Here is a 13,609-nt window from a genome sequence, read left to right as displayed (position 1 = left end):
CGGTCCAGCAGAGCCCGTTTTTCACCCTCGTCGCCGAAATCAAAAGGCCCAGCTCACATACCATGAGCTGGGCCTTGACCAGGTGGGGCGGGTGGGACTCGAACCCACGACCAAGGGATTATGAGTCCCCTGCTCTAACCGGCTGAGCTACCGCCCCGGGTTATTCGCACACAGTACCGACTGCACGGACGATCATTCCAGCTGATCGTCGTACATCAGGACGAGCGGCCTGCTCGCTGGCCGCTCGCCGCAGCATAGCTGGTGAGACGCGTGGGCCGCGCGTGAGGTTCCGTCGTTCGGATCTTTCCCGCCGCGGCCCCGGCCCGGTTCCTGCGGATCACTCGGATCAGGGCCGCCCCCAGCAGCAGGAGACCGAGGACCGGGTACGGCGAGGAGAACGGCTGCTGCCACAGCGCCGTCGCCAGGCTGTGGGTGGGGCTGTGCGGGGTGAGCCACATGGAGTACCCGAGGAAGGCGGCCAGCCCGCCGCCGAGGAGCAGCCGCCAGCGCAGATGCCGTGCGCCCCGCGGTCGCTGCTGCTCCGTCACCGCCTCAGCGGCCAGCAGCACCAGCAGCGGGACGCACCAGACCCAGTGGTGGGTCCAGCTGATCGGGGAGATCAGCAGCGCGGTGACCCCGGCGCAGACCACGCCCCAGGCCTCGGCGTGCGGGACGTGCCGGTCGCTGCGGGTGGCGTAGGCGGCGACGGCGAGGCCGCCCACCGCGGTGGCGCCGGCCAGCAGGGTCCAGGAGAGGCCGGGGTCGGGCTCGTGCAGCAGCCGGGCCAGGGCGCCGCGGAGTGACTGGTTGTCAGGGATGCTGGTCACCCCGACCCGGTGCGAGTCGTAGAGGTAGTGGGTCCAGAAGCGCTCGGACGCGTGGGGCAGGGCGATCCAGCCGAGCAGCGCGGTGCCCAGGAAGCCGGCGAAGGAGACCAGCGCGGCCCGCGGGCGGCCGGTCAGCAGCAGGTAGACGCCGAACACCCCGGGGGTCAGCTTCAGCCCGGCGGCGATGCCGATCAGCAGGCCCTTGCCGCGGGCGTGGTCCGGGCGGGTGAGGTCGGCCAGTATCAGGCAGATGATCAGCAGGTTGATCTGGCCGTACTTGAGGGTGGTCCACACCGGCTCCAGCCAGACGCCCGCGCCGACGACCGCGATCGCGGCGATCGGCCGGACCGGCCGCCGGGGCCAGCCGACCAGCTGGAAGCTGAGCCGCGCCAGCACCCCCAGCAGGGCCAGGTTGGTCCCGGTCACCAGCAGCCGCAGCACGCCGACCGGGACGTAGGTGGTCGGCACGAACAGCATCGCGGCGAAGGGGGGGTAGGTCGCGACCAGATGGAACTGCGGCACGACCATGGTGTAGAGGTTCGTGCCGTGCCGGACGGTGTCGCCCTCGTCCCGGTAGACCACCATGTCGACCATGCCGAAGTGCAGCGCGTGCCGGACGACCGCGTAGATCCCGAGGGATATCAGGGCGCCGGCCACGATCAGGAGCCGGGTGCCGAGGGGCGGCGGTCCGGTACGGGGTCCGCTGCGCGGGGCGGTCCGGGGGCCGCGGGGCGGGCCGCCGAGCGCGCGGTCGGGGCCGGGTCGGCCGCCGACTGCGCGGTCGGTCCGGGCGCGGTTGGTCTCGGTGCGACCGCGAACGGCCGCTCTGTCCCGCAGTGCTTCCCCCGCCACGTCCCCACCCTCGACCGTCGTCGGCACCGGGCGGGAGCCGTCGCCGACCGTGCCCTACGTCCGCGTGGAGCCTAGCGGGGTTGATCTGACGGTGGCGTCCCCGGGACGGCTGAGGAATCTCATCCTTGGGGACTACGGGGACGGGACGGGGAGTAGGGGAGGGAGCGGCCCGTGCGGCTGCGACGGCCGGACGGGACGGGGCGGGACACGGCTGGACGGTGCCGACGACGGTCGAGGGCGGGGCGGGGCGGGGTTGGACCGGACGGCCGTAGGGGGCTGGCCGCAAGGCCCCACCCCCCTACGGCGTCCGCTCCGCGCCGTCGACGATCCGTTGCAGCAGGTCGCGGAGTTGGCCGCGCTGGTCCGGGGCCAGTGCGGCCAGCGGCGCGCGGGCGAAGTGCAGCGACTCGCGGAGTTCCGCGGAGGCGGCGCTGCCGGCCGCCGTCGCGGCGACCAGTTTGACCCGGCGGTCGTCCGGGGCCGCCTGCCGTTCGACCAGGCCCCTGGCCTCCAGTCGGTCGACGATGCCGGTGATGTTGGACGGCTCGCAGGCGAGCGTCTGCGCGATCCGGCGCATCGGCATCGGGCCGTGCCGCAGCAGGGCCAGGACCTTGGCCTGGGCGCCGGTCAGCGAGCGCGCGGCGGCGGCCTCCTCGTACTCCTTGTGGAAGAGCGAGACGAGGTTGGCCATCAGGTCGACCACCTCAAGGGTGAGCGGGTCCTGGGGGTCCTGTGCTGGTTGCGGCATACCGAGAGGCTAACTGAATATTTGACATGGTGAAGCTTTTGGAGGCAGGGTTACTTGACACCCTCAATGAACGAATAAGTAAAGGAATCCCCTCATGACTGAGCAGACCCTGCCCGCGACCGGCCGTGAGTGGCACCTGGCCGCACGGCCCGACGGCTGGCCGACGCCGGGGGACTTCGCGCTGGTCGAGGCGCCGGTGCAGGCACCGGGGGCGGGGCAGATCGTGGTCCGCAACGAGTACCTCTCGGTCGACCCGTACATGCGCGGCCGGATGAACGACGTGAAGTCGTACGTGCCCCCGTTCCGGCTCGGCGCGGTGATGGAGGGCGGCGCGGTCGGCCGGGTGGTCGCCTCCGCGGCCGAGGGCTTCGCCGTCGGCGACGCGGTGCTGCACGGGCTCGGCTGGCGCGAGTACACGACCCTGGACGCCGCGAAGGGGGTCAAGGTCGACGACGCGCTGCCGCTGCGGTCCTACCTCGGGGTGCTCGGGATGACCGGCCTCACCGCCTACGCCGGGCTGCTGGAGGTCGGCTCCTTCCAGGAGGGCGAGGCGGTCTTCGTCTCCGGTGCGGCCGGTGCGGTCGGCAGCGTCGTCGGCCAGATCGCCAAGCTGCGCGGGGCCTCGCTGGTGGTCGGCAGCGCCGGGTCGCCGGAGAAGGTCCGCAGGCTGACCGAGGAGTTCGGCTTCGACGCCGCGTTCGACTACAAGGCGGGACCGGTCGCCGAGCAGCTGGCCGAGGCCGCTCCCGACGGGATCGACGTCTACTTCGACAACGTCGGCGGCGAGCACCTGGAGGCGGCGATCGGCGCGCTCAACCTGCGCGGCCGTGCGGTGCTGTGCGGGGCCATCGCCCAGTACAACGACACCAGGCCACCGACCGGCCCGCGGAACCTGGCGCTGGCCATCGGAAAGCGGCTGCGGCTGCAGGGGATGCTGGTGGGCGACCACTACGCGCTGCAGCCGCAGTTCGTCGCCGAGGTCGGCGGCTGGCTGCGCGAGGGGAAGCTGGTGGTCGAGGACACCGTGGTGGACGGCTTCGAGAACACGGTGGACGCGTTCATCGGGATGCTGCGCGGCGCGAACACCGGAAAGATGCTGGTCCGCGTCGCGGGCTGACAGACTCTCGGACGCTGCCCGCGGTCCCGGGCAGCCGCCCTGCGAACCACGGGAGTCGCGCTGTGCCTGTCGGTAGTCCTGTCGGTCCTCTGCACGGTCCTCCGGTCGTCGTCGGTGTCGACTTCGGCACCCTGTCCGGTCGCGCCGTCGTCGTCTCGGTCGCCGACGGCGCCCAACTCGCGGACGCGGTGCACGAGTACCGGCACGGGGTGCTGGACCGGACGCTCCCGGACGGCCGCACCGCGCTGCCGCCGGACTGGGCGCTGCAAGTGCCCGAGGACTGGCGGGAGGTGCTGCGCACGGCCGTCCCCGAGGCGTTGGCGCGGTCCGGGGCGGCCCCGGGGCAGGTGGTCGGCATCGGCGTCGACGCCACCGCCTGCACCGTGCTGCCGACCGACGCCGAGGGCACCCCGCTCTGCGAGCTGCCGGGGCTGGCCGGGAGGCCGCACGCGTACCCCAAGCTGTGGCGGCACCACGCGGCGCAGCCGCAGGCCGACCGGATCAACGCGCTGGCCGCTGAGCTCGGCGAGCCCTGGCTCGCCAGGTACGGGGGGAGGGTGTCCAGCGAGTGGCAGTACGCCAAGGCGCTGGAGCTGCTGGAGCAGGACCCGGAGCTGTACGCGGCGGCGGAGCGTTGGATCGAGGCCGCCGACTGGATCGTCTGGCAGCTCACCGGCGGCGAGACCCGCGGGTCGGCTGCGGCCGGCTACAAGGGCATGTACCAGCCGGACCTGGCCACGCCGCCGGGGCTGGCCGTACCGCTGGACCTGGCCACGCCGCCGGATCCGGCCGTACCGCCGGACTCGGCCGCAGCGCCGGGCGCCGCCGCCGGCCGTCCCGCCGCGGCGTTCCTGGCGCGGCTGGACCCCGGCTTCGCCGGGTTCGGGGCGAAGGTGGAGCACCCGCTGCTGCCGCCCGGCGCCCGCGCGGGCGGGCTGACCGCCCGCGCCGCGGCGCTGACCGGGCTGCCGGAGGGGACGGCGGTGGCGGTGGGCCACATCGACGCGCATGTCACCAGCGCCGCGGCGCAGGCGTTGGAGCCCGGCCACCTGCTCACGATCATGGGCACCAGCGCCTGCCACATCGTCAACTCCGAGGCGCTGGCCGAGGTCCCCGGGATGTGTGGGGTGGTCAAGGACGGGGTGGCGCCGGGGCTCTGGGGTTACGAGGCCGGGCAGAGCGGGGTCGGCGACGTGCTGGCCTGGGCGGCGCGCACCGCCGCGCCCGAGGCGTACGCGGTGCGGGCGCGCGCCCGCGGGATCGGCATGCACGAGCTGCTGACCGAGCTGGCCGCGGCCCAACCCGTGGGCAGCCACGGGCTGGTGGCGTTGGACTGGCACAGCGGCAACCGCTCCACCCTGGTCGACCACCGGCTCTCCGGGCTGGTCCTCGGGCTCACCCTGGACACCGCGCCTGAGGACCTCTACCGGGCGTTGATGGAGGCCACCGCCTTCGGCAGCCGCATGATCGTCGAGGCGTTCGAGCAGTCCGGCGTCCCGGTCACCGAGATCACCGTGGCCGGCGGATTGGCCCGGAACCCGTTTCTGATGCAGCTCTCCAGCGATGTGCTGCGCCGGCCGCTGAACGTGGTGGGCTCCCGGCAGGGACCGGCGCTGGGCGCGGCGATCCATGCGGTGGTGGCCGCCGGGGCGTATCCGGACCTGGTCGCGGCGTCGGCGGCGATGGGACGGGTCGACCGCGCGGTGTACCGGCCGGACCGGCGTCGGGCCGACGACTACGAGCTGCTGTTCGCCGAGTACCGCGAGTTGTACGACCACTTCGGCCGCGGGGCGGGACCGGGCGGAGCGGCTGGAGCGGCTGGAGCGATGCACCGGCTGCGGGCGATGCGGGATCGGGGGCATGCCCAACTCGGAAGATCCGTTTGAACGATGAGCCGATGACCATGCGTATTCCACTCGTCCGTGGAGGGAAGACGCGTGCTTTCGGGTGGTTCACCTTGAGCACGGCCCATGGCGGGCTCCGGCGCGGTACCGTTTCCTCAGCATTCCGGTGAGAGTTCAACTTCCTTCCGGAGTGACCAAGTCGGCCTGCTTTTGGCCACTCTGAGTGAGAGTTAGTCCGTTTTGTTGAGATTATTGATCGCGTAGTGTTTACAGAAAGTCACCTCGGGTAGTCATAGCCACGGTGACGTACGGACACCAGGAGCACGCAGACGTGGGACCGAGGCCGCTGGGGAAGGCGCCCCTCGCACCACACTGGAGGTCCCGGTGACGACTCGTGGAGTTCTCTACCTGCACTCCGCGCCGCGCGCGCTCTGCCCCCACGTCGAGTGGGCGGCGGCAGGCGTGCTCGGCGTGCGCGTGAGCCTCGACTGGATCCGCCAGCCCGTCGCTCCCGGTACCTGGCGTGCCGAGGTCTCCTGGCAGGGGGAGCCCGGGACCGCTTCCCGGCTGGCATCCGCGCTGCGCGGTTGGCAGTTGCTGCGCTTCGAGGTGACCGCCGACCCCTGTGCGGGCTTCGAGGGCGAGCGCTACAGCAGCACGCCCGACCTCGGCATCTACCACGCGGTGACCGGGGCCCACGGCGACATCATGATCCCGGAGGACCGGCTGCGCGCGGCGCTGCTGCGGTCCCGTTCCGGCGAGGTCGATCTGGAGGCCGAGGTCTCCCGGCTGCTCGGCAAGCCGTGGGACGACGAACTCGAACCGTTCCGCCACGCCGGCGAGGGCGCGCCGGTGCGCTGGCTGCACCAGGTGGTCTGACGGCAGGTGCTCTGAGCAGCGGGTGTCCTGAGCGGCAGGTGCCCTGAGCAGCGGGTCTGATCCCCCGTTAGGCCCTGTCGCAGGGCGTAGGGGTGGCGCACTTCCGATAATCGGATCATGCCGTCCGCAGGGCGGACGCCTCCTGCATCCACGGCCAGTGGTGGCAGTTTTCCATCTGTTAACCGCTACCCCTTGCGCTGCAATTCTTCACGCGTGTACACATCAGGGTGGCGCTTCGAACACGCGCCCTTACAGTTCCATGCGGGAAAAGTCCTGACGGGCCCTCACCTCTGGAGTTCCGATTACCGATCACCAGTCATCACGCGGACGGCGTACGCGCATAGCCACCGCCGCCGTCGCTTCTCTGGCTCTCGCCACCGGCGCCCTCGTCCTCGCTTCGCCGTCGCAGGCCGACCCGGTCGCCGCCCAGGCCAAGGTCCTGACCGGGACGCGTCCGTCCTGGGCCACCCCCTCGGCGGACCAGGGCACGCTCGCGGCCGGCGCCGTGACCACGGCCACGGTGTACCTCAACGCCCAGGACCCGGCCGCGCTCGCGGCCTACGCCAAGGCCGTCTCCTCCCCGGGGAACGCGTCCTACGGCAAGTTCCTGACGGCCGCCCAGGCCAAGTCGAAGTTCCTGGCCACCCCGGCCCAGGTCAAGGCCGTCCAGGCCTGGCTCACCGGTGCGGGCCTGAAGATCGGCAGCACCTCCCAGCACGCGATCACGGTCAGCGGCAACACCGCGGCCATCAAGCGCGCGTTCGGCACGTCGCTGCACTCGTACAAGGTCAAGGGCGCCACGGTGCACGCGCCGTCCGCCAACGCGGTGATCCCGGCGAGCGTCGCCTCGTCGGTGCTCGGCGTGGTCGGACTCGCGTCCACCACCCCGGCCACCAAGCCGCAGGCCGTCCCGGTCAACCCGGCGGTCAAGGGCGCGGGCGTCGCCCCCGGCAAGGCCACCCTGCCGACGGTCGCCACCTGCTCCGACTACTGGGGCCAGAAGGCCGCCAAGGGCGCGCCGGTCGGCTACACCGCCAAGATGGACTTCGACCAGTGCTCCTTCTACCCGTCGCAGCTGCGGCAGGCGTACGGGATCACCGCGTCGGGTCTGACCGGCAAGGGCGCCACCGTCGCCATCATCGACGCCTACGCGTCGAGCACCATGCTGGCGGACGCCAACCAGTACGCCACCAACCACGGTGACAAGGCCTTCAAGGCCGGCCAGTACACCGAGGTCGTCACCCCGTCCCAGTGGAACAACCAGGACGCCTGCGGCGGTCCCGAGGGCTGGGCCCCCGAGGAGGCCCTCGACGTCGAGATGGTGCACGGGCTCGCGCCCGACGCCAAGGTCGTCTACGTCGGCGCCAACTCCTGCACCGACGACGACCTGGGCGCCGCGCTGGCGAACGTGGTCGACAACCACCTGGCTGATGTCGTCTCCAACTCCTGGGGCGAGATCATGCACAGCTACACCAACGGGGACTACCCGCAGGCGCTGATCGCGTCCTACGAGCAGACCTTCGAGCAGGGCGCGATCGAGGGCATCGGGTTCGACTTCTCCGCGGGCGACTGCGGCGACAGCTCCCCGGGCGCTGCGGCGACCGGTGCGAACTGCGACCCGAGCACCACCGAGGCCCAGGCCAACTGGCCCGACTCCGACCCCTGGGTGACCAGTGTCGGCGGCACCGCGCTGGCCATCTCCAACAAGAAGGGCGCCTACGGTTTCGAGACCGACATGGGCACCCTGCGCTCGTCGCTCTCGGCCGACCAGAAGGGCTGGAATCCGCTTCCGGGCTCCTTCTACTTCGGTGGTGGCGGCGGCGTCAGCGACGAGTTCGCCCAGCCGTGGTACCAGGGTCCGGTCGTGCCGAGCGCCACGGCGCACACCCTGCCGACCGGCGCCACCGTCGACACGGCGATGCGTGCCACCCCGGACGTCTCCATGAACGGTGACCTCTACACCTCGGTCCTGGTCGGCATCTCCGACGGTGCGGCCTACAGCGAGGGCGGCTACGGCGGCACCAGCGTCTCGGCGCCGGAGTTCTCCGCGGTCCAGGCCGACGCGATCCAGGCCCACGGCGGCCGTGCGCTCGGCTTCGCCAACCCGGCGATCTACTCGCGCGCCGGCGGCAAGTCCTACACCGACGTCGTGAACAAGGACGCCGCGCAGGGCAAGCCCCCGCTCAGCGCCGTGTTCGACGCCGGCACCATCGACGGCGCCCTCCGGGTCCGCCTGGTGGCCTTCGGCCGCGACTACGGTCTGACCGCGGTCAAGGGCTACGACGTCGCCACCGGCGTCGGCTCGCCCACCGAGGCCTACCTGAAGTCGTTCAAGAACGGCTGACGGTTCCTCAAGCACTGAACCGGAGCCCGGCGGGACCACCCGCCGGGCTCCGGCGCGTCCGGTCCCGCCGGGCCTGCCGCCGCAGCAGCAGGAACAGCACCACCCCGGCCGCCAGCAGCACCGAGCCCGCGACCAGGAACGGCACCGGGTCCCAGGCGTCGGTGCAGCTCCCGCCGCCGGAGCCGGACGAGGCGCTGACCGTGCCGGAGCAGCTCTGCACGCCGCCGCTGCTGGTGCAGACCTCGGTGGCGTCGGTGCCCCGGCAGACCGGGCCGGGGCCGCCGCGGTTGAGCCAGCCGACGTAGAGCAGCAGCAGGGACGGGCCGGACAGCAGCCCCGGCAGCCCCGCTGCGGAGCCGCGGCGGAGGCCGAGCAGCAGCAGCGCGGTCAGCAGCAGCGCCACCGGCGCCACGAAGATCCCGATGGTCAGCGCGCCCAGCAGGGCCAGCGCCCAGCTCGCGCCGACCACCGCCCACGCGCCGAACCACAGCCAGGACCGGTCCGCTTCGGGTCTCATCGACGTCCTCGTCTCTTGAAGATGTCGAGCAGGGAGGCGATCTTCCCGGCCCGGTCGAACAGGGCCAGCGCGGGAGCGCGCTCGCCCTCCAGGTTGGCGAGCATCTCCAGGCCCAGGTACATCGCCACCACGGCGTGGGCCAGTTCCTCCGGCGGCAGCATCCGGGCGGCGGGGGAGCCCCTGAGGGCGTCCCGCACCGAGTCGGCGGCGAAGTCGCGCCAGGGGCGGATCCGGGCGGCGACCTCGGGCCGCAGCTCCGGGGTGAACTGGGCGGCGGCGATCATCTCCACCAGGACGGTGACGTGCCCCTGGTCCAGGTCCTCGTCGAACACCGACCTGGCTGCCTGCACCAGGGCGGCCAGGCTGTGCGACTCCTCGACCATGGCCCGGTAGCGGGTGTCGCGGGCGCTGCTGACCGCGTCCAGCGCGGCCAGGTGCAGCGCGGACACGGTGCCGAAGTGATAGAAGATCAGCGCCTGGTTGCAGCCGGAGCGCTGGGCGATCTCGCGTGCGCTGGCCCCGGCGAAGCCGTTCTCGCGCAGGGCGGCGACGGCCGCCCGCACCAGGGCGGCCCTGGTCTCCTCCGAGCTGCGGCCCTTGGCCATGCTTCTCCCGCTGCTTCCCGGACTTTTGAGCAGTTGCTCAAATTGAGCGACTGCTCAAATAGTAGGGAGTGCCGGGCGCGGCCCGCAAGGGAAACGCAGATGCCCGGCACAGGGAGCTGTGCCGGGCATCTGCTGGGGTTCTGTCGGGGTGTCAGCCCTTGCGGAAGGCCAGCACCACGTTGTGGCCGCCGAAGCCGAAGGAGTTGTTCAGTGCCGCGATCGGGCCCTCGGGCAGCTTGCGGGCCTCGCCGGTGACGATGTCGGCGTCGACCTCCGGGTCCAGGTCGTCCACGTTGACCGTGGGCGGGGCCAGCCGGTGGTGCAGCGCCAGCACGGTGGCGACGGTCTCGATGCCGCCGGCGCCGCCGAGCAGGTGGCCGGTCATCGACTTGGTCGCGGACACCGCGATGTGGTCGACGTGGTCGCCCAGCTCCTTGCGCAGCGCCTTGATCTCGGCGACGTCGCCCTGCGGGGTCGAGGTGGCGTGCGCGTTGAGGTGCACCACCTCGGCCTTGTCCAGGCCGGTCGACTCGAACAGGTGGGCCAGCGCGCGGGCGATACCGGCCCCGGTCGGCTCCGGCTGCGCGATGTGGTGGGCGTCCGAGGACAGGCCCTGGCCCACCGCCTCGCAGTAGACCCGGGCGCCGCGGGCGGCGGCGTGCTCGGCCGACTCCAGCACCACGATGCCGGCGCCCTCGCCCAGCACGAAGCCGTCGCGGGCCTTGTCGTAGGGGCGCGAGGCGGCGGTCGGGTGCTCGTTGTTCTTGGACATCGCCATCATGTTGGAGAAGGCGACGATGGGCAGCGGGTGGATGGCCGCCTCGGTGCCGCCGGCGACCACGACGTCGGCGCGGCCGGTGCGGATCATCTCGATGGCGTAGCCGATGGCCTCCGCGCCGGAGGCGCAGGCGCTGACCGGGGTGTGTACACCGGCCCGCGCGCCGATCTCCAGGCCGACGTTGGCCGCCGGGCTGTTCGGCATCAGCATCGGCACGGTGTGCGGGGAGACGCTGCGGACTCCCTTGTCCTTGAGCACGTCGTACTGGTCGAGCAGGGTGGTCACGCCGCCGATGCCGGAGGCGACCACGGCGCCGAGGCGGTCCGGGTCCACCGGGGAGCCCTCGGTGGTGGCCGGGGCCGGGAAGCCCGCGTCGGTCCAGGCCTCGCGGGCCGCGATCAGCGCGAACTGCGCGGACCGGTCCAGCTTGCGGGCCTGGTGCTTGGGGATGATCTCGCCGGGGTCGACGGCGGTGCGGGCGGCGATCCGGACCGGGATGTCGGCGGCCCACTCCTCCGTCAGGAGCCGTACGCCGGAACGCCCGTTGACCAGGCCCTCCCAGGTGGACGCGGCGTCGCCGCCGAGCGGCGTGAAAGCGCCGATCCCTGTGACGACCACGGTGCGGTTGTCGTTGGTCACTGCAAATCTCCCACGGTTACGTCTACTTGGATGCGGAGGCTGGGGGCGGTTCGAGGGTGGGGCACGCCCTCCGGCCGCTGCCGCGGCGGCGGCCGGAGGGACGGGTCCCGGCGAGCGGGGTCGCTCAGCTGTTGGCGAGGATGAAGTCCACGGCGTCGCCGACGGTCTTCAGGTTCTTGACCTCGTCGTCCGGGATCTTCACGCCGAAGCGCTCCTCGGCCGCGACGACGACCTCGACCATGGACAGCGAGTCGACGTCCAGGTCGTCGGTGAACGACTTGTCCAGCTCGACGTCCTCGGCCGGGATCCCGGCGATCTCGTTGACGATCTCCGCGAGACCGGAAAGGACCTCGTCCTTGGTGGCCATGTCGGCACTCCTTCGTGTTGTGCACTCTCCGTGTCCCGCCGGAATGCGGGCCACGGTCGTCTGGTTCGAACCGGTTGGTCCTGGTTGGTACGTGTTGGTACTAGGGCAGGGTAACCACTGCCGCCGCGTACACGAGCCCCGCCCCGAAGCCGATGATCAGGGCCAGGTCGCCGCTCTTGGCCTCACCGGTCTGGAGCATCCGCTCCATCGCCAGCGGGATCGAGGCGGCCGAGGTGTTGCCGGTCTCCGCGATGTCGCGGGCGACCGGGATGTGGTCGGGAAGCTTCAGCGCCTTGATCATCGCATCGATGATCCGCATGTTGGCCTGGTGCGGGATGAACGCGCCGAGCTGGTCGGCGGTGATCCCGGCGGCGTCCAGCGCCCGCTGCGCGGCCTTGGCCATGTCCCAGACCGCCCAGCGGAAGACCGCCTGGCCCTCCATCCGCAGGGCCGGCCACTTCACCTCGTCGCCGCTGCCGTTGACGGCGTCCGGCTTGGCGAAGGCGGTGTCCCAGGCCTGGGTCTGGCTGATGACGTCCTTCTGTGAACCGTCGGAGCCCCAGATCACCTTGCCGATGCCGGGGGTCTCGGACGGGCCGACCACGACCGCGCCGGCCCCGTCGCCGAAGATGAAGGCGGTGGAGCGGTCGCTCTTGTCGGTCAGGTCGGAGAGCCGCTCGACGCCGATGACCACGACGTACTCGGCGCTGCCGCTGCGGATCATGCCGTCGGCCAGGCTCAGGCCGTAGCCGAAGCCGGCGCAGGCGGCCGAGATGTCGAAGGCGGGCGCGGTGCCGCAGCCGAGGCGCTGGGCGATCTCGGTGGCGATGGCCGGGGTCTGCTTGAGGTGCGAGACGGTCGCCACGATCACCCCGCCGATCAGCTCCGGCGCGATCCCGGACTGGGCGATGGCCTTGGCCGCCGCCTGCACCGACATCTCCGCGACCGACTCCTCGACCCCGGCCCAGCGGCGCTCGGTGATGCCGCTGCGGGTGCGGATCCACTCGTCGGACGAGTCGATCCAGTTCAGCACCTCGGCGTTGGGGATCACCCGGACCGGGCGGTAGCCGCCCACGCCCAGGATGCGAGAGAACGCGGCACCGGTGCTGGCCTTGATGCGTGCTGGCTGTGTCATGACGGGGTCCCCTCGGGTGCGGCGTGCTCAGCGATCAACTCGCGGGCCTTGTCGAGGTCGTCCGGAGTCTTCAGAGCGAGGGTAGCCACCCCCTTGAGGTTGCGCTTCACCAGGTTGGTCAGCGTCCCAGCAGGTGGGACCTCGATCACGCAGGTGGCGCCGAGACGCTCCAGCGCGTCCATGCAGAGGTCCCAGCGGACCGGGTTGGCGACCTGCGACACCAGTCGGCTGACCACCTCGGCCCCGCCGTCGACGGTCTTGCCGTCGGCGTTGGAGACGTAGGCGATCTGCGGGTCGCACACCGAGATGCCGGGGACCAGCCGGGACAGCCGGTCCACCCCGGCTGCCATGTGCGGGGTGTGGAAGGCCCCGGCCACCGCGAGCGAGATGATCCTGGCCTTGGCGGGCGGGTCCGCCTTGAACGCGTCCAGCTGCTCCAGCGTGCCGGCCGCGACGATCTGGCCGCCGCCGTTGTTGTTGGCCGCGGTCAGGCCGTGCTCGGCGATCTTCGCGGCCACCTCGTCCGGGTCGCCGCCGAGGACGGCGCACATCCCGGTCGCGGTCTCGGCCGCGGCGCCGGCCATGGCCAGGCCGCGCTGCCGGACGAACGCCATCGCCTGCTCGGGCTTCAGCACCCCGGCGAAGGCGGCGGCGGTGATCTCGCCGACGCTGTGCCCGGCCACCGCGCCGACCCGGTGCCGCTGGGCGCCCGGGTGCGCGTGCAGCGCCCCGGCAGCGGCCATTCCGGCGGCCACCAGCAGCGGCTGGGCCACCGCGGTGTCCTTGATGGTGTCGGCGTCGGCCTCGGTGCCGTAGTGCACCAGGTCGAGCCCGGCCACGGCGGACCACCAGTGCAGCCTGTCGGCCACACCGTCGACCTCGAGCCACGGGGCGAGGAATCCTGGCGTCTGGGCGCCCTGTCCGGGAGCAACGATTACGAGCACAGAAACAACCTTC

12 protein-coding genes and 1 tRNA gene are annotated in these 13,609 nt (G+C 72.0%); 4 read left to right on the top strand and 9 right to left on the bottom strand.

The annotated features are described in order from the left end of the window. Positions 1 to 83: 83 nt before the first annotated feature. The 3 genes from ACEZDE_RS06955 to ACEZDE_RS06945 form a co-directional block, all read right to left on the bottom strand. Positions 84 to 157 (bottom strand) — tRNA-Ile (locus tag ACEZDE_RS06955). A gap of 58 nt (positions 158 to 215) precedes the next feature. Further along, on the bottom strand, positions 216 to 1,679 hold the full coding sequence (locus ACEZDE_RS06950; RefSeq protein WP_380533569.1) for a glycosyltransferase 87 family protein: 1,464 nt from the start codon (positions 1,677 to 1,679) through the stop codon (positions 216 to 218). 298 nt (positions 1,680 to 1,977) lie between these two features. Next, positions 1,978 to 2,427: a MarR family winged helix-turn-helix transcriptional regulator gene (locus ACEZDE_RS06945; RefSeq protein WP_380533567.1), complete on the bottom strand. Its 450-nt coding sequence runs from the start codon at positions 2,425 to 2,427 to the stop codon at positions 1,978 to 1,980. A 94-nt stretch (positions 2,428 to 2,521) separates the two neighbouring features. Here ACEZDE_RS06945 and ACEZDE_RS06940 point away from each other — a divergent pair, with 94 nt between their 5' ends. The 4 genes from ACEZDE_RS06940 to ACEZDE_RS06925 all read left to right on the top strand — a co-directional run bounded on the left by ACEZDE_RS06940 (position 2,522) and on the right by ACEZDE_RS06925 (position 8,611). Then, complete coding sequence (locus tag ACEZDE_RS06940) at positions 2,522 to 3,544, top strand: NADP-dependent oxidoreductase (protein WP_380533565.1); 1,023 nt, start codon at positions 2,522 to 2,524, stop codon at positions 3,542 to 3,544. 62 nt (positions 3,545 to 3,606) lie between these two features. Beyond that, on the top strand, positions 3,607 to 5,430 hold the full coding sequence (locus ACEZDE_RS06935) for a ribulokinase (RefSeq protein WP_380533563.1): 1,824 nt from the start codon (positions 3,607 to 3,609) through the stop codon (positions 5,428 to 5,430). 342 nt (positions 5,431 to 5,772) lie between these two features. Continuing rightward, the gene (locus ACEZDE_RS06930) at positions 5,773 to 6,267 is read left to right on the top strand and encodes a DUF3145 domain-containing protein (protein ID WP_380533562.1); all 495 of its coding nucleotides are present in this window, start codon (positions 5,773 to 5,775) and stop codon (positions 6,265 to 6,267) included. Positions 6,268 to 6,568: 301 nt separating this feature from the next. Then, positions 6,569 to 8,611 (top strand): S53 family peptidase, encoded by a 2,043-nt coding sequence (locus tag ACEZDE_RS06925; protein WP_380533975.1) that lies wholly within the window; start codon positions 6,569 to 6,571, stop codon positions 8,609 to 8,611. Between the two features lie 7 nt (positions 8,612 to 8,618). Here ACEZDE_RS06925 and ACEZDE_RS06920 read toward each other — a convergent pair whose 3' ends face one another. From ACEZDE_RS06920 to ACEZDE_RS06895, 6 genes are all read right to left on the bottom strand, one after another. Next, positions 8,619 to 9,128 carry a hypothetical protein gene (locus tag ACEZDE_RS06920; protein WP_380533561.1) on the bottom strand — a complete coding sequence of 170 codons (510 nt, stop codon included), beginning with the start codon at positions 9,126 to 9,128 and terminating at the stop codon, positions 8,619 to 8,621. Then, entirely contained in the window at positions 9,125 to 9,733 is a 609-nt protein-coding gene (locus ACEZDE_RS06915) for a TetR/AcrR family transcriptional regulator (protein ID WP_380533559.1), read from the bottom strand. The genes ACEZDE_RS06920 and ACEZDE_RS06915 overlap by 4 nt, the downstream gene beginning before the upstream one ends. Before the next feature lie 151 nt (positions 9,734 to 9,884). Further along, positions 9,885 to 11,150 (bottom strand): beta-ketoacyl-ACP synthase II, encoded by a 1,266-nt coding sequence (fabF, locus tag ACEZDE_RS06910; protein WP_380533558.1) that lies wholly within the window; start codon positions 11,148 to 11,150, stop codon positions 9,885 to 9,887. Positions 11,151 to 11,274: 124 nt separating this feature from the next. Next, complete coding sequence (locus tag ACEZDE_RS06905) at positions 11,275 to 11,517, bottom strand: acyl carrier protein (protein WP_030251060.1); 243 nt, start codon at positions 11,515 to 11,517, stop codon at positions 11,275 to 11,277. A gap of 100 nt (positions 11,518 to 11,617) precedes the next feature. After that, positions 11,618 to 12,652 (bottom strand): beta-ketoacyl-ACP synthase III, encoded by a 1,035-nt coding sequence (locus tag ACEZDE_RS06900; RefSeq protein ID WP_380533556.1) that lies wholly within the window; start codon positions 12,650 to 12,652, stop codon positions 11,618 to 11,620. Then, positions 12,649 to 13,596: an ACP S-malonyltransferase gene (locus tag ACEZDE_RS06895; protein WP_380533555.1), complete on the bottom strand. Its 948-nt coding sequence runs from the start codon at positions 13,594 to 13,596 to the stop codon at positions 12,649 to 12,651. The genes ACEZDE_RS06900 and ACEZDE_RS06895 overlap by 4 nt, the downstream gene beginning before the upstream one ends. Positions 13,597 to 13,609: the final 13 nt, after the last annotated feature.

This window comes from Streptacidiphilus cavernicola (assembly GCF_042510955.1).
GTDB lineage: Bacteria > Actinomycetota > Actinomycetes > Streptomycetales > Streptomycetaceae > Streptacidiphilus > Streptacidiphilus cavernicola.
Note: the sequence above shows the minus strand (reverse complement) of the source record. Positions and strands in the feature narration are given on the sequence as shown.